Origin of the sequence: Rudaea cellulosilytica DSM 22992 (assembly GCF_000378125.1) — a bacterium.
In the GTDB taxonomy this organism is placed as follows: domain Bacteria; phylum Pseudomonadota; class Gammaproteobacteria; order Xanthomonadales; family Rhodanobacteraceae; genus Rudaea; species Rudaea cellulosilytica.
On sequence record NZ_KB899241.1, the window covers coordinates 1394193 to 1409410 of the forward strand.

Sequence of the window (15218 nt, forward strand, 5' to 3'; positions counted from 1 at the left end):
GAGCCAGAAATTTGTTTTGCATATACAATCTACATTCATATATGACATAACCGCCGTTTCGGACCTCCGTTACCCGCCTACCGCAGTGCTGTGATGTCGCTTTTCGAAACCGCTGAAACCATGTCTCTAGGTTCGCTCGGATTCGGCGCCGCGCCGATCGGCAATCTGTACGCCGAGGTCAGCGACGACGACGCGCACGTGGCGCTGGCGCAGGCTTGGCGTCGCGGCATCCGCTACTTCGATACCGCGCCTTTCTACGGCCACGGCCTTTCCGAACGCCGCCTCGGCGATGCGTTCGCGGCGTGGCCTCGCGCCGAGTTTGCGGTCTCGACCAAGGTCGGCCGCTTGATCGAATCCGATACGGCGAGCGGCGCGCCAATCACCGACGGTTTCGCCGTGTCCGGAAGCCGCGCCGTGTTCGACTACAGCCGTGCCGGCGTGCGCCGTTCGTTCGAGGCGAGTCTGCGACGGTTGCGCGTCGACCGCGTCGACATTCTTCTGCTGCATGACATCGGCCGGCTGACCCACGGCGAGCGGCATGCGTCGATGCTCGCACAGGCGCTCGACGAGGCGTTGCCGGAGATGGCGCGGCTGCGCGATGAGAAACTGGTCGGCGCGATCGGCATCGGCGTCAACGAGCAGGAGGTTGGCCTCGAGATCCTGCCGCGCTTCGAACTCGACTGCATCATGCTCGCCGGCCGCTACACGTTGCTCGAGCAGCACGCCTCGCGCGAGTTGATGGGTGAGGCGCAGCGTCGCAGCGTCGACATCCTCGTCGCCGGCCCCTACAACTCCGGCCTGCTCGGCGACTCGCGCGGTCCCGGGGCGACCTACAACTACGCCTCGGTCGACGCGACGACCCTGGCACGCGCGCAGGAAATCTACGCGATCTGCGCCGAGCTCGGCGTGGACGTCGGTGCGGCGGCGCTGCAGTTCCCGCTCGCTCATCCGGCCGTGGCCACCGTGGTCGCGGGGCTGCGCTCGGTGGCGGAGATCGACAGCGCCGCGGCACGCCGCGACACGGCAATTCCGCCGACGCTCTGGCGTCGACTGCAGGAAGCCGGCCTGCTTGCACGCGACGCGGTGCTGCCGTCATGAAGCTCGTCGACGCGCACCAGCATTTCTGGCGCCTGTCGCGCGGCGATTACGCCTGGCTGACGCCCGAGCTGCGTGCGCTGTACCGCGACTTCGAGCCCGGCGATCTCGCACCGCTGCTTGCCGAGAACAATGTGGCCGCGACGGTGCTCGTACAAGCGGCAGCGACGGAGGAGGAGACACATTTTCTCGTCGAACTCGCGCGCAAGCATTCCTTCATCAAGGGCGTCGTCGGCTGGACCGACTTCGCCGCGCCGGATGCTACCCAGCGGATCGCTGCGCTCGCTGCGGCGAGTGGCGGCGTGCTCAAGGGCCTGCGTCCGATGATCCAGGACATTTCCGATCCGGACTGGGTGCAGCGCCCGGAGCTCGACGCCGCGTTCGCGGCCATGATCGCCCACGATCTCGCGTTCGACGCGCTGGTGAAGCCCGCGCACATTCCTGCGCTGCTCGCGCGCCTCGCACGCCATCCGCTATTGCGTACGGTGATCGATCACGCTGCCAAGCCCGACATCGCGCACGGCGGTTTCGATGCGTGGGCACCGTCGTTGGAACGTCTCGCGCGTGAAACCGGGGCGTATTGCAAGTTGTCGGGCCTGCTCACCGAAGCACGGTCCGGCGCGACGCTGGATGACCTCGCGCCTTACATCGAGCACGTCCTCGCCTGTTTCGGGCCGGAGCGCGTGCTCTGGGGCAGCGATTGGCCGGTGCTCGATCTTGCTTCGGATTATCCCGGCTGGCTCGACATGGCCCGCCGTTTGGTCAGCCGCTATGCGCCCGGCTTCGAAGCGAAGGTGTTCGGCGAGACGGCGGCGCAGCTCTATCGATTGGAATGAGGTGTGAGATGGGCGAAAGACTGAAAGGGAAGCATTGTCTGATCACCGCGGCCGGCGCGGGCATCGGCCGCGCGAGCGCGCTTGCCTGCGCGCGCGAGGGTGCGAGCGTAGTCGCGACCGACATCGACAAGGCAGCGCTCGATGCGCTTGCCAGTGAACACGCGGCGATCCGCCCAGCCGTGCTCGACGTGACCGATCCGGCGCAGATCACCGCGCTCGTCGCGGCGAACCCCGATATCGACGTGCTGTTCAACTGCGCGGGCTACGTGGCTGCGGGCAGTATTCTCGACTGCGACGATGCGGCGTGGAGACGTTCGTTCGCGATCAACGTCGATGCGATGTTTCACACCTGCAAGGCCGTGCTGCCGGGCATGCTCGAACGCGGCCGTGGCAGCATCATCAACATGGCGTCGGTCGCCTCCAGCATCAAAGGCGTGCCGAACCGCTTCGCCTACGGCGCGACCAAGGCGGCGGTGATCGGATTGACCAAGGCCATTGCCGCCGACTACGTCGCGCGCGGCGTGCGCTGCAACGCGATCTGTCCCGGCACGGTGAAGACGCCGTCGCTCGCGCAGCGCGTGAAGGCGATGGGCGGCGACGAGCAGCAGGTCTGGAAAAGCTTCACCGATCGACAGCCGATGGGCCGGCTCGGCGAGGCGGACGAGATCGCCGCGCTCGTCGTCTACCTCGCCTCGGAGGAATCCTCGTTCACCACGGGCGCCACGCACGTCATCGACGGCGGCTGGGCCACTTAAGTTGTAAGGAGAAACACGATGAAATTATTTCGATACGGCGAGCCCGGACGCGAGAAGCCCGGTGTGCTCGATGCGCAGGGAACGCTGCGCGATCTGTCCGGGGTCGTCGACGATATCGCCGGCGACGTGTTGACGAATGCCGGGCTCGCTAAGCTGCGCGCGCTCGATGCGACGACGTTGCCGGTCGTCGCCGGCAGTCCGCGCTACGGCGCCGCCGTCGGCCGCGTCGGCAAGATGATCTGCGTCGGCCTCAACTACTCCGACCACGCCGCCGAGACGAATGCGAAGGTGCCGGAGCTGCCGATCATCTTCATGAAGGCGACGACGGCGATCGTCGGCGCGAACGACGAAGTGATGATTCCGCGCGATTCGGTCAAGACCGATTGGGAAGTCGAACTTGGCGTCGTCATCGGCGATATCGCGCGCGACGTAACGCGCGAGCAGGCGCTCGATCATGTCGCCGGCTATCTCGTCGTCAACGACATCTCCGAGCGCGAGTTCCAGCTAGAACACAGCGGGCAGTGGGTGAAGGGCAAGAGCTGCGACACGTTCGGCCCGATCGGGCCGTACCTCGTCACGCGCGACGAAGTCCCCGACCCACAGAACCTCTCGATGTGGCTCGAGGTTAACGGCCACCGCTTCCAGAACGGCAGCACGCGCACGATGGTGTTCGACGTGGCGTACCTCGTCAGCCACATCAGCCGCTATATGACCCTGATGCCGGGCGATGTGATCTCGACCGGCACGCCGCCCGGCGTCGGCCTCGGCCAGAAGCCGCCGGTGTATCTCAAACCCGGCGACGTGATGGAGCTGGAGATCGAAGGCCTTGGCAAGCAACGTCAGCGCGTGATCGCGCATCGCCGATGAACCGCGAGACGACCGCGCCGTTGCAGCGCGACACCACACAAGGGAGTAAGCACGTGGCCAAAATCGTTGCCCTGGACGCGCTCGACGTGCGCTTTCCGACGTCGCGCCAGCTCGATGGATCGGACGCGATGAATCCCGATCCCGACTATTCCGCCGCGTACGTCGTGCTGCGCACGGACGCGGCCGACGGTCTCGCCGGCCACGGCCTCGTCTTCACGATCGGTCGTGGCAACGACGTGCAGACGGCGGCGATTCACGCGCTTTCGCATCTTGTTATCGGCCGCGACGTCGACGACATCATCAGCGATCTCGGTGCGTTTGCGCGCAGCCTCACGGCCGACTCGCAATTGCGCTGGCTCGGCCCGGAGAAGGGCGTGATCCACATGGCGATCGGCGGCGTGATCAACGCGGCGTGGGACCTGGCCGCGCGCCGCGCCGGCAAACCGCTGTGGCGTTTCATCGCCGACATGTCGCCGGAGCAGATCGTCGCGCAGATCGATTTCCGCTATCTCACCGATGCGCTGACGCCGGACGAGGCGCTCGATATTCTCAAGCGCGCCGAAAGCGACAAAGCGGCGCGCATCGCCGAGCTGATCGAGAAGGGCTATCCCGCGTACACGACCTCGCCGGGCTGGCTCGGATACAGCGACGACAAGCTGGTGCGTCTGGCGAAAGAGGCCGTCGCCGACGGCTTCCGCACGATCAAGCTCAAGGTCGGCGCAAACGTCGAGGACGACGTACGCCGCTGCCGCCTCGCGCGCGATGCAGTCGGTAACGAGGTCGGGATTGCGATCGACGCGAACCAGCGTTGGGACGTCGGTCCCGCGATCGATTGGCTGCGCCATCTCGTCGAGTTCGACATCGCCTGGATCGAGGAGCCGACGAGCCCGGATGACGTGCTCGGCCACGCCGCGATCCGCCGCGGCGTCGCGCCGATGCCGGTGTCGACCGGCGAGCACACGCACAACCGCGTGATGTTCAAGCAGTTGTTCCAGGCGCAGGCGGTGGATCTCGTGCAGATCGACGCGGCGCGCGTCGGCGGCGTCAACGAGAACCTGGCGATCCTGCTGCTCGCTGCGAAGTTTGGCGTGCGCGTATTCCCGCATGCGGGCGGCGTCGGCCTGTGCGAACTCGTGCAGCATCTGGCGATGGCCGACTTCGTCGCAATCACCGGCAAGATGGAGGATCGCGCGATTGAGTTCGTCGATCATCTGCACGAACACTTCCTCGATCCGGTGCGCATCCGCGCCGGGCGCTATCTCGCGCCGTCCGCGCCGGGCATGTCGGCCGAGATGAAAGAGGCATCGATCCAAGAGCACCTGTTTCCGAGCGGCGCCGTGTGGGCGCAGTAAATCCGCACTGCTGTCGTTTTTTCCGTCACGAGTGACGACCTGAGGGAGAGTCGAGGCATGAAGATAAAAACCAAACTCGTACATCGCGCCGTTCTGATGTCGCTGATCGCAGCGGCCGCCGCAGCGCAAGCGCAAACTGCAAAACCAACCGTACCGGCGGCGCCGGTTCAAGCCGCCGAAACGCCGGCGCAGCGCGACGCGCGCATGGCGTGGTGGCGCGAGGCGCGCTTCGGCATGTTCATCCACTGGGGCCTGTACGCGGTGCCAGGCGGTGAATGGAACGGCCGCAAGGATCTGGCAGAGTGGTTCATGGACGAGACCGGAATTGCGCGTGCGGACTACGAAAAATTCGCCGCGCAGTTCAATCCGACGAAATACGATCCCGACGAATGGGTGCGCATCGCCAAGGACGCGGGCATGAAGTACATCGTGATCACCTCCAAGCATCACGAAGGCTTCGCGATGTGGGACACGAAAGGCACCGACTACAACATCGCCAAGCGCACTCCGTACGGCAAGGGCGTGCTCAAACCGCTGGCCGAGGCCGCGCGCCGCGCAGGTCTGCATTTCGGCACGTACTACTCGATCATGGACTGGCACGATCCGTCGCAGTCGCCGTCGCAGCCCGGCAAGCATTACAACCCGACGAAGATGGACCCAGCAAAAAAGCGCGCCTACATCGAGGAGATGAAGACGGAGCTCGCTGAACTGGTCCGCGAGACGCACACCGAAGTGCTCTGGTTCGACGGCGAGTGGATGGACTGGTGGACGAACGAGGACGGCCGCGAGCTGTACACGTTCCTGCGCAAGCTCGATCCGAACTTGATTATCAACAACCGCGTGGGCAATTCGCGTGCGGGCAGTCTTGCGGGCATGGATAAGGGTGAGGGCGTTGGTGACTTCGGCACGCCCGAGCAGAACATTCCGGCGCGCGGCTTCGGTCCCGGCGTGTACTGGGAAACCTGCATGACCTTGAACGATCACTGGGGCTACAACAAGTACGACGATCATTGGAAATCGACCGAGGTCGTGGTGCGCAACCTGGTCGACATCGCCAGCAAGGGCGGCAACTACCTGCTCAATGTGGGGCCGGAAGCGAGCGGCGTGATTCCGGCGCCCGCAGTGGCACGCCTGCGCGACATCGGCGGCTGGCTCAAGGTCAACGGCGAGTCGATCTACGGCACCGGGCCGACGCCGTTCGCCGGCGACCACGGCGGTTATTCGACGAGCGAAAAGAATGACGACGGCAAGCCGAAGTGGATTCCAAAGTGGGATTGGCGTGCGACGAGCAAGAAAGGAAAAGTCTACGTGCACCTGTTCGAGTGGCCGGACAAGACGTTCCACGTCGATGCGGGCGACGTCCAGGCGAAATCGGCTTATCTGCTCGCCGATGCGAAGCATGCGCCGCTGAAGTTCACGCAGAACGGCAAGACGCTCGATGTGCAGTTGCCGGAAAAGGCGCTTGATCCGATCGATACGGTGCTGGTGATTGAGACGAAAGATTAGGCGATAACGGTTATTTTTAAGTCCGTTCGCCCTGAGCGTAGCGCCGAAGGCGCGGAGTCGAAGGGGTGGAAGCGTTTCGACTTCGCTCGCTACGCGAGCTACGCTCAACGCGAACGGTTGCCGTGAGCGCCTTCGCTGCGCGGGCTGGATCGGCTATTTACGATCCGGCCTCGCCGCCAGCGTCGCCCGCAGCGAAAAGATCGGCTGCATCGCCACCCACTTCTCACCGGGCTTCGCAAACGGCAGCGCCTGCTGGAACTTCCACATCAGCGTTTCCCACTCCTGCACGCGTGGGTTGGCAGCGTCGCTCGCCGCCTTGTGTTCCGCGGAGTAATCATCGCCAACGTCGAGCATGAGCACGAGTCGATTGCCCGCGCGGAAGATTTCCAAGTCGCGCACGCCGGCATCGCGCAGCGAATCGACGATCTCCGGCCAGATGTTCTCGGGCCGATGCCAATGCTCGTACTCGGCGATCAGGCTGGGATCGTCCTTGAGGTCGAGCGCATAGTAGAGTCGCATGCCATCACTCCGTCGCCGGTTTGCCCGCGCGCAGAGCGTAGCCGAGGATCACCGCGAAGCACACCGTGGGCACGATGATCGAACGATGGATGCCGAAGGCGTCGGACACCGCGCCCATCATCGCGGTCAGCACCGCGCCGCCGACGATCGCCATGACCAGGAATGAGGAGGCGAGCTTGCGATCGTCGTCGCCGAGGCCGCTCAAACCGAGGCTGAAGATCGTCGGGAACATCACCGACATGAAGAAGCTCGCGGCGACGAGCGCGTACACGCCGAGCTGGCCGGGGAAGACGATCGCGTAGAAGGTCAGGCCGATATTGATCGCGGCGAACAGCGCGAGCAGGCGCACTGGGGTCAGGAACAGCATCGCCAGCGTGCCGCCGAAGCGGCCGATCATGAACGCGAACAGCGAGGCCATCAGATACGTCGCCGCGCTTTTTTCCGGCGTGCCCGGAACCGTGCCCTGGATGTAGCGGATCAGATAACTCCAGATGCCGACCTGCGCGCCAACGTAGAAGAACTGCGCGACCACGGCGAGAACGAAATTGCCGTTGTGGAACAACTTGCCGATGTGCGAGACGCCGCCGACGTGGTCCGACTCCTGCACCGCGGTTGCCGGAAAGCGCGTCATCGCGATCAGCACCGCCCAGACGACGACGATGAGGCCGATCACCAGATACGGCGTCTGCACTGCGGCGGATTCCGCGACGTAATACGCCTGGCGCGCGCTGTCGCTCATCGCCGCAAGTTCGGCCGGCGTGTGCTCGATGCCGGAGAAAATGAACTGCTGGCCGACGAACACGCCGGTGATCGAGCCGAGCGGATTGAACGACTGGGCGAGATTGAGCCGACGCGTCGCGCTGTCGGCCGGGCCGAGCACGGTGACGAGCGGATTGGCCGAGGTTTCGAGAAAGGCGAGGCCGCTCGCGATCACGAACAGCGCGGCGAGGAACAGGCCGTAGGTGTGCAGCGCCGCGGCGGGGTAGAACAGGAAAGCACCGGCGGCATACAGCACCAGTCCGATCAGCAGCGCACCCTTGTAGCCGAAGCGGCGCATGCAGATGCCGGCCGGAATCGCGAGCAGGAAGTAGCCGAGATAAAACGCGCTCTGCACGAGGCCGGCCTGAAAATCGGACAGCTCGAACGCCTTCTTGAACTGCTTGATCAGGATGTCGTTGAGATTGTTCGCCATGCCCCAGAGGAAGAACAGGCTGACGATCAGCGCAAAGGCGACGAAAGCCGTGCGCGCGACGTGCCCCCTTGGCGTCACCGCGCCGTTGCTCGCGTAGTGCATCGATATCCTCCCGGTGTGCGTGGAATTGTGTTCTGCTGTCGCACAGATAGAATCATTTGAAGTCTAGCAGCGATTTTCCTGCGGTTGCAAATATAAAACATAGTTTCTAGAATTTAACAGAGCGTCGCGACATGTCGCGAGCCGGTGGCACAAGGAATTCGCAGTGACGAAAACGACCAAATACCGCGCCCCGGCGCTGGACAAGGGCCTCGATATCCTCGAACTGCTTGCGCGCACGCCCGGCTCGCTCAACCTGACCGAAATCGCGCTGGGCATCGGCTACTCCAAGAGCGAAATCTTCCGCATGCTGCAGGTGCTCGAAGCGCGCGGCTATCTCGTGCGCGAGGGCAACGACGGCGCCTATGCGCTGACCAATCGCCTGTTCCTGCTCGGCATGGAGCGGCCGCCGATCAAGGGGCTCACCGAGGCGTCGCTGCCGGTGATGCATCGCCTCGCCGAACAGATCAAGCAGCCTTGTCATCTGGTCGTTGCCTCGCAGGACCAGATCGTCGTCATCGCGCGCGTCGACGCGCCGAGCGATATCGGCTTCGTCGTGCGCGTGGGCCATCGCCGACCGCTTGCGCATGCGACTTCCGGCGCGGTGTTGTTTGCATTTCAAGGTGAGGAAACGCAGCAGCGTTGGCTGGCGCTGATGGAAGCCGGCGAAGAGCGCTTCAAGCGTAAGCCGTTTCTCGCCACGGTGGAACAAATCCGCGAGCAGGGCTACGCGGCTCTGCCTAGCGAGGCGGTCGATGCGGTGACCGACCTTTCCGCGCCGATCCTGCAGGACGGGCATGCGGTCGGCACGCTGACCATTCCGTTTGTCGAGCGCCATCCAGTGACGGTGTCGGTCAAGCAGGCAATCCAGCATCTGCGTGACGCGGCGAAAGACATTTCAGCCGCCTTGCTGCACTGACAACGCATTCTCGTTGCATATCCGCCGCCGCTCGTCGGCGGATGACGCGGCCCGAACCGCAAATCCCGCCGCTCATCGGTGCGGCCCTTCCGCTTGCGCGCCGATGCAGCGAGATTGCCTTCCGTCCAATTTGGAAGGCAAGCCATGAACGTATCCGTCGAAGACGCGGGCGCCCTCGGGCATTCTCACGCCGGGGCATTCTCGCCGGCGCATGCGCCGCGCACGAGCGCGGAACCTTACGCGCGGTTCGGCGCCACGGCGTTGCGCGCCGCCGCGGTATTCTGGTTTATCGTCACCGCCGCCGGTCAGCTGATCTTTGCGACCTACATCGCCGGCTTCTACGGTCGCGCGACGTTGGCGGGACGCCCCGCGCTTTGGAACAAAGTGATGCCACACGGCTACGTCGCCGGCGACACCTTCTTCAATCTCGTCCTCGGGGTGCACTTGGCCTTTGCCTTCGTGATCACCGTGGGCGGCTTGATGCAATTGACCCCGGCGATTCGGCGCCGCGTGCCGGCCCTGCATCGCTGGACCGGCCGCGCCTACCTCATCGCCGCGGCGCTCATGGCCACGGGTGGGCTCATGATGATCTGGGTGCGTGGCGGTGCGCCCGGCGACGTCACGGCAAACGTCATCATCAGCTTCAACGCACTGCTGATTCTCACCTGCGCCGCGCTCGCATGGCGGCGTGCGCGTGTGCGCAGGTTCGATCTGCACCGACGCTGGGCATTGCGTCTTTTTCTCGCCGTCAGCGGCGTCTGGTTCTTTCGCATCGGCCTGATGTTCTGGATCGTCGTCAATCGCGGGCCCGTGGGATTCGATCCCGATTCGTTCACGGGGCCGGCGCTGATCGTCCTCGGCTTGTTGGCATACTTTCTTCCACAGGGCGTGGCCGGGCTCTATTTCCGCGCGCAGCAAAGTCGCAGCAAGAGTGCGAAATTCGCTATGGCCAGTGGGTTGACCGTGCTCAGCTTGGTGATGGCTGTAGGCGTTGCCGCGGCGGCGGCGATCATGTGGCTGCCTCGCCTTTGAGACCAGATCATGAACGAACACAATTCCATTTTCTCACCGCAGATCTATGCCCGTATCGGCGGCGTGCTCTATCTCATCATCATCGTCGCCGGCGGGTTAGGCGAGATGTTCGTACGCAACGGACTGGTCGTTCCCGGCGACGCCGCGGCAACAGCGCATGGCCTTTTGGCTGCGTCCTCGCTTTGGCGCATTGGCATCGCGGGCGACCTGCTTCAGCATGCCTGCGACGTGGGGTTGGGGCTGGTGCTCTACGTCCTTCTGCGGCCGGTCAACCGGAATATCGCTCTGCTCGCCTTGCTGTTCGATGTCGTCGCCGTATCGGTGTTCGTTGCGAACAAGTTGAATCTGATGCTGCCGCTGTTTCTGCTCGACGACGCGAAGTACCTTGGCGCGTTCACGCCCGAACAGCTGCAAGCCCTGGCCTACGTCGCGATCCGCGCGCATGAACATGGCTTCGGCATCGGCCTGATCTTCTTCGGCTGCGAGTGCATCGTGCTCGGCTGGCTGATTTTCCATAGCGGGTATCTGCCGAAATTTCTCGGCGTGCTGATGCCGATCGCGGGTGTGTGCTACCTGATCAACAGCTTCGCCCTGATTCTCGCGCCGAATCTTGCGGGTGCGCTTTTCCCCGCGATCCTGCTTCCGTCGTTCATCGGCGAGCTGTCGTTGTGTTTGTGGCTGTTGCTCAAGGGCGTCGACGTGGCGAAGTGGAACGAGCGTTCGCGAGCGACGCAAGTCGGCAGCGGCTGAAAGCGGAACTGGACTATGCTAGTCCCATGTCCGCGACGATGACTCCCAAGCCGCACGGCCTCGCCCTGATGCTGGGCTGGCGGCGCCTGCTGCTCGCCTTTGGCGTTGCCGTCGTCCTCTGGCGTTTGCTGGTTGTTGGCTGTCCGCCGGCGTCCGCATTGGGCGTCCATGTTCTCGTGATCGGTCTGGGCGCGGTGTTTGCTTTTGGACTGTTCGAGCAATGGCCGCGGCGCCTACCGGCGTGGCTTGCGCGCTGGGTACTGCAGGTATTCGGCGTGGCCGTGGCGATACCGCTGACGGCCGTCGCCGCGTTTTCCTGGCTGCCGAACGTGGAAGGGCTGCCATTCTGGGAAGTCGAGCACTTGCGCGGCTGCTTCACGGCGATGAATGTTGCCGGCCTTCTCGTCGGCCCGTGGATCGCGCTCGGCGCCTTGGTCCGGCAGAAAGAAGCTTTCGCGCACGATCAGGCGCTCGCCTTCGACCTCGAACGCAGCGAACTCGAACGCCAGGCGCTCGATGCGCGGCTGCACTTGCTGCAGGCGCAGGTCGCGCCGCATTTCCTGTTCAACACCTTGGCGAACGTGCAAGCTCTCGTCGATGCGGGGTCGCCGCAGGCGCCGACCGTCCTGCGCGCGCTGATCGCCTACCTGCGCGCCGCGGTGCCGCGCCTGCATGAAGCTTCGACGACGCTGGGTCAAGAACTCGATCTCGTACGTGCCTATCTCGAACTGATGCACATGCGCATGCCCGATCGCTTGAATTACACGCTGCACATCGACGATGGCGCACGTGCGCTGACCTGTCCGCCGATCACTTTGCTGACTCTGGTGGAAAATGCCGTGCGCCACGGCATCGACCCGGCCGAAGAAGGCGGCCACATCGACATCGAAGTGCGCCGGCACGGCGAGCGCTGCCTCGTGCGCGTCAGCGACGGCGGTGTGGGCTTGCGTGCGACGACCGGCGGACTCGGCACAGGCCTGTCGACGCTGCGCGAAAGATTGCGTCTGGTCTTCGGCGATCGCGCCAGCCTGTGCGTGAGCGAACGGCAACCGCACGGCGTCTGCTCCGAACTCGATCTGCCCGCGCAGATGGCGGGCGCATGAGCGCAGGCGCATCCGCGCTGATCGCCGACGACGAGCCGTTGCTGCGCGCCGCGCTTGCTCATCAGCTCGCCCGGGTCTGGCCCGAGCTCGCGATCGTCGCGCAGGCGCGCAACGGGCGCGAAGCCGTCGATTTGTTCGAGGCGAAGCGTCCCGACATTTGTTTCCTCGACGTGCAGATGCCGGGTTTGTCCGGCGTCGAAGCCGCGAGCGTGATCGGTCGCCGCGCGCATCTGGTCTTCGTCACCGCCTACGATCAGTATGCGGTTCACGCATTCACCCACGGCGCGCTCGACTATCTGGTGAAGCCGGTCGAACCGGAGCGCCTTGCGGAAACGGTCGACCGGCTCAAACAGCGTCTCGCCACCGCGCGACCGGCGACGAACACCGAAGACTTGCTGCGTGAACTGGCCACGCAATTGCAGCGCAACGGTGCGCCCGCGCCGCTGCGCTGGCTGCGCGCGCAGACCGGCCAGACCTTGCGCCTGATCGCCGTCGACGATGTCGACTATCTGCGTTCCGACACCAAATACACGCGCGTTGCCTGGCGCAGCGAAGCAGGCCACGCGTCGGAGGCCTTGGTGGGCGCAACCTTGAAGGAGCTGATCGCGCAGCTCGATCCCGCGCAGTTCGTGCAAGTGCATCGTTCGGTCGTCGTCAATCTGCGGGCGATCAGCCACGTCGTGCGCAGCGACAACGACACGGCCGACATCCATATGAAGAACCGCGATGAAGTGCTGCCGGTCAGCCGCAGCTATCTGCATCTGTTCCGGCAGATGTGATATCGAACGTTCAGTCGAGCACGATCTCGCTCGCCGGTGGCAGGCGCCAATCGATTTCGGTCTGCCCGTGCTCGCGCAGGTACGCGTTCGTGCGCGAGAAGTGCTTGCAGCCGAAGAAGCCGCGGTAAGCCGACAACGGCGAAGGATGCGGCGCCTTGAGCACTAAGTGGCGGCGCGTGTCGATCAGCCTGCCCTTGGCCTGCGCCGGGCTGCCCCAGAGCAGGAAGACGAGGCCTTCGCGGTCGCGGTTGAGATGATCGACGACCGCATCGGTGAAACCTTCCCAGCCCTTGCCCTGATGTGCGCCGGCGCGCGCGCGTTCGACGGTCAGCACGGCATTGAGCAGCAGCACGCCCTGGCGCGCCCAGGGCAGCAGGCAGCCGTGATTGGGGCGCGGGATATTCAGGTCGGTTTCGATTTCGGCGAAGATGTTCTGCAGCGACGGCGGCACGTCCACACCGGGTAGCACCGAGAAGCACAGGCCATGCGCCTGGCTCGGCCCGTGGTACGGGTCTTGGCCAAGGATCACGACCTTCACCTGGTCGAACGGCGTCGTGTTCAACGCGGCGAAGATGCGTTTCGGCGGCGGGTAGATCACCTTGCCGCTGCGCAGTTCGCTGCGCAGGAATTCGCTCAGCGCTTGCATCTCGGGGCGCTGCAGATAGTCGCCGACGCGCGCTTTCCATGACGGCTCGAGTTGGATTCTGTCTTCGCTCATTGCGGATGTCCGAACGACAATTGCCGCGTGGTCGCGATCCATGCGCCGAGCCAGCCGAGCACGATGCTGGCACCGAGCAAGGCGAGGGCCTGCACGATCGACAGGCCGTGGATCGCGAAGCGTCCGCCATAACTCGACGTCAATTGGCCCAGCGGCGCCGACAATGCGATCTCGACAACGCCGATCAGGATCAGCGCGCAGAGCCCTGCGAGGGCGCCGTACCAAAGCCCGGTGTACAGGAACGGCCGGCGTACGAAGGCGCGGTCGGCACCGAGCAGCTGCATCACCGAAATTTCCTCGGCGCGTCCGGCGATATCGTTGCGCACGGTGTTGCCGACCACGAGCAATGCCGCGAGCCCGAGCAGGACCGCGAGCACGCCGGCGAGACGCGCGGTGAAGGCGAGAATCGCATCGAGACGCTGGCGCCAGAGCGCGTCGTACTGCACTTGGTCGACATGCTTGTCGCGCGCGAGTTCGTCGACGATCGGCGGCGCGCCGCGGGTGGGCGCCGTCGCGATCTTCGGTGTCACGATCAGCACGGTCGGCAACGGATTGCTCTGCAGCACCTTGAGCGCATCGGCGAATCCCGACTGGCTGCGGAATTCGGCGAGTCCTTCCTCGGGCGTCTTGATGACCACATCGGCGACGTCGGCGCGCTGGCGCAGCGTCTCGGCCAGCGACTTCGCGGCGGCGGAATCGACCTCGGGCTTCAAGAACACGCCGATTCCACGCGCATCGTCGAGATGGCCGCCGAGCGCGCGTGCGTTGTCGAGCAGAAGCCAAAGCAGGAACGGCAGGCACAGCGCGAGACTCATGACGAGCAAGGTCAAAGCGGTCGCGCCGGGGCGAGCGGTGAGACGCTGCAGGCTCGTCCGGAAACTGCGTGAATGATGTTCGCGCCACGCGCCCACGCGTGGCCGCTCGTGCGCGGTCGCGCGCGGTGCGGGCGGTGCCGTGACGGGCTTTTCCGCCTTGATCTGTGCAGGAGCCACGCGACGGTTCACGCCGGTACCTCGGCTTTCGCCGTTGCGGGACGGAAGTCGTCGATGAGTTTCCCGTGATCAAGCACGAGCACGCGCTTACCCATGCGCTTGATCAGATTCAGATCGTGGCTGGCGACGAGCACGGCCGTGCCGACCTGTTCGAATTCGGCGAACAGCTTCATGATCTCGGCCGACAGCATCGGATCGAGGTTGCCGGTCGGCTCGTCGGCGATCAGCACGGGCGGCTTACCGACGATCGCGCGCGCGATGCCGACGCGCTGTTGTTCGCCGGTCGACAGCGTCACCGGTGCCGAGGCCTCGCGCGCGAGCAGACCGACCTTGTCGAGCGCGGCGCGCACGCGCTTGCCGATTTCCTCGCGCGTGCAGCCTGCGATCTCGAGCGGCAGGGCGACGTTGTCGAACACGCTGCGGTCCATTAGCAGGCGATGATCCTGGAACACCATGCCGACGCCGCGGCGCACGCGCGGCACGTGGCGCGCCTTGGTCTTGGCGAAGTTCTGGCCGTTGACCGTGATCTGCCCGCGCGTCGGCCGGTCCATCAGTGCGACGAGGCGCAGAAGCGTGCTCTTGCCCGCGCCCGAGTGGCCGGCGACGAAGGCCATCTCGCCGGCGGCCAGCTCGAAGGAAAGATCGGTCAGCGCTTCCTGTCCGGAGGCATACTTTTTGCTGACTTGCTCGAAACGAATCACGCT

Annotated in this window: 16 protein-coding genes; 11 read left to right on the top strand and 5 right to left on the bottom strand. The window is 64.8% G+C overall.

What is annotated here, in order from left to right:
* The first annotated feature begins 93 nt into the window (after positions 1–93).
* From F455_RS0106135 to F455_RS0106160, 6 genes are read left to right on the top strand one after another with little or no spacing between them, the layout of a single operon-like run.
* Positions 94–1098: an aldo/keto reductase gene (locus tag F455_RS0106135; protein ID WP_018972399.1), complete on the top strand. Its 1005-nt coding sequence runs from the start codon at positions 94–96 to the stop codon at positions 1096–1098.
* Positions 1095–1931 carry an amidohydrolase family protein gene (locus F455_RS0106140; RefSeq protein WP_018972400.1) on the top strand — a complete coding sequence of 279 codons (837 nt, stop codon included), beginning with the start codon at positions 1095–1097 and terminating at the stop codon, positions 1929–1931. The genes F455_RS0106135 and F455_RS0106140 overlap by 4 nt, the downstream gene beginning before the upstream one ends.
* Before the next feature lie 8 nt (positions 1932–1939).
* Positions 1940–2686, top strand: a complete 747-nt coding sequence (locus F455_RS0106145) for an SDR family oxidoreductase (RefSeq protein ID WP_018972401.1) — start codon at positions 1940–1942, stop codon at positions 2684–2686.
* Between the two features lie 18 nt (positions 2687–2704).
* The gene (locus F455_RS0106150; RefSeq protein WP_018972402.1) at positions 2705–3553 is read left to right on the top strand and encodes a fumarylacetoacetate hydrolase family protein; all 849 of its coding nucleotides are present in this window, start codon (positions 2705–2707) and stop codon (positions 3551–3553) included.
* A 53-nt stretch (positions 3554–3606) separates the two neighbouring features.
* Positions 3607–4905, top strand: a complete 1299-nt coding sequence (locus F455_RS0106155) for an L-fuconate dehydratase (RefSeq protein ID WP_026293126.1) — start codon at positions 3607–3609, stop codon at positions 4903–4905.
* 57 nt (positions 4906–4962) lie between these two features.
* Complete coding sequence (locus F455_RS0106160; RefSeq protein ID WP_018972404.1) at positions 4963–6411, top strand: alpha-L-fucosidase; 1449 nt, start codon at positions 4963–4965, stop codon at positions 6409–6411.
* Positions 6412–6564: 153 nt separating this feature from the next.
* On the opposite strand, the gene F455_RS0106165 is transcribed toward F455_RS0106160, so the two are convergent.
* A complete protein-coding gene (locus F455_RS0106165) occupies positions 6565–6930 on the bottom strand; it encodes an L-rhamnose mutarotase (RefSeq protein ID WP_018972405.1) in 366 nt (121 codons plus the stop codon).
* A 4-nt stretch (positions 6931–6934) separates the two neighbouring features.
* A complete protein-coding gene (gene fucP, locus F455_RS0106170) occupies positions 6935–8224 on the bottom strand; it encodes an L-fucose:H+ symporter permease (RefSeq protein ID WP_018972406.1) in 1290 nt (429 codons plus the stop codon).
* Positions 8225–8387: 163 nt separating this feature from the next.
* On the opposite strand from fucP, the gene F455_RS0106175 reads away from it, so the two are divergent.
* The 5 genes from F455_RS0106175 (at position 8388) to F455_RS0106195 (ending at position 12804) form a co-directional block, all read left to right on the top strand.
* Positions 8388–9140 carry an IclR family transcriptional regulator gene (locus F455_RS0106175; RefSeq protein WP_018972407.1) on the top strand — a complete coding sequence of 251 codons (753 nt, stop codon included), beginning with the start codon at positions 8388–8390 and terminating at the stop codon, positions 9138–9140.
* 144 nt (positions 9141–9284) lie between these two features.
* Complete coding sequence (locus F455_RS0106180) at positions 9285–10172, top strand: DUF2306 domain-containing protein (RefSeq protein ID WP_018972408.1); 888 nt, start codon at positions 9285–9287, stop codon at positions 10170–10172.
* Positions 10173–10181: 9 nt separating this feature from the next.
* Positions 10182–10922: a DUF4386 domain-containing protein gene (locus F455_RS0106185; protein ID WP_018972409.1), complete on the top strand. Its 741-nt coding sequence runs from the start codon at positions 10182–10184 to the stop codon at positions 10920–10922.
* A 26-nt stretch (positions 10923–10948) separates the two neighbouring features.
* Positions 10949–12025 (top strand): sensor histidine kinase, encoded by a 1077-nt coding sequence (locus F455_RS0106190; protein WP_018972410.1) that lies wholly within the window; start codon positions 10949–10951, stop codon positions 12023–12025.
* The gene (locus tag F455_RS0106195; protein WP_018972411.1) at positions 12022–12804 is read left to right on the top strand and encodes a LytR/AlgR family response regulator transcription factor; all 783 of its coding nucleotides are present in this window, start codon (positions 12022–12024) and stop codon (positions 12802–12804) included. Before F455_RS0106190 ends, F455_RS0106195 begins: the two co-directional genes overlap by 4 nt.
* A gap of 10 nt (positions 12805–12814) precedes the next feature.
* Here the strand turns inward: F455_RS0106195 and ung are convergent, their stop codons facing one another.
* The 3 genes from ung to ftsE all read right to left on the bottom strand — a co-directional run bounded on the left by ung (position 12815) and on the right by ftsE (position 15215).
* A complete protein-coding gene (gene ung, locus F455_RS0106200) occupies positions 12815–13522 on the bottom strand; it encodes a uracil-DNA glycosylase (RefSeq protein WP_018972412.1) in 708 nt (235 codons plus the stop codon).
* Positions 13519–14433 carry a permease-like cell division protein FtsX gene (gene ftsX / locus F455_RS0106205; protein ID WP_051084164.1) on the bottom strand — a complete coding sequence of 305 codons (915 nt, stop codon included), beginning with the start codon at positions 14431–14433 and terminating at the stop codon, positions 13519–13521. Before ftsX ends, ung begins: the two co-directional genes overlap by 4 nt.
* 89 nt (positions 14434–14522) lie before the next feature.
* Positions 14523–15215: a cell division ATP-binding protein FtsE gene (gene ftsE, locus F455_RS23340; RefSeq protein WP_018972414.1), complete on the bottom strand. Its 693-nt coding sequence runs from the start codon at positions 15213–15215 to the stop codon at positions 14523–14525.
* Positions 15216–15218: the final 3 nt, after the last annotated feature.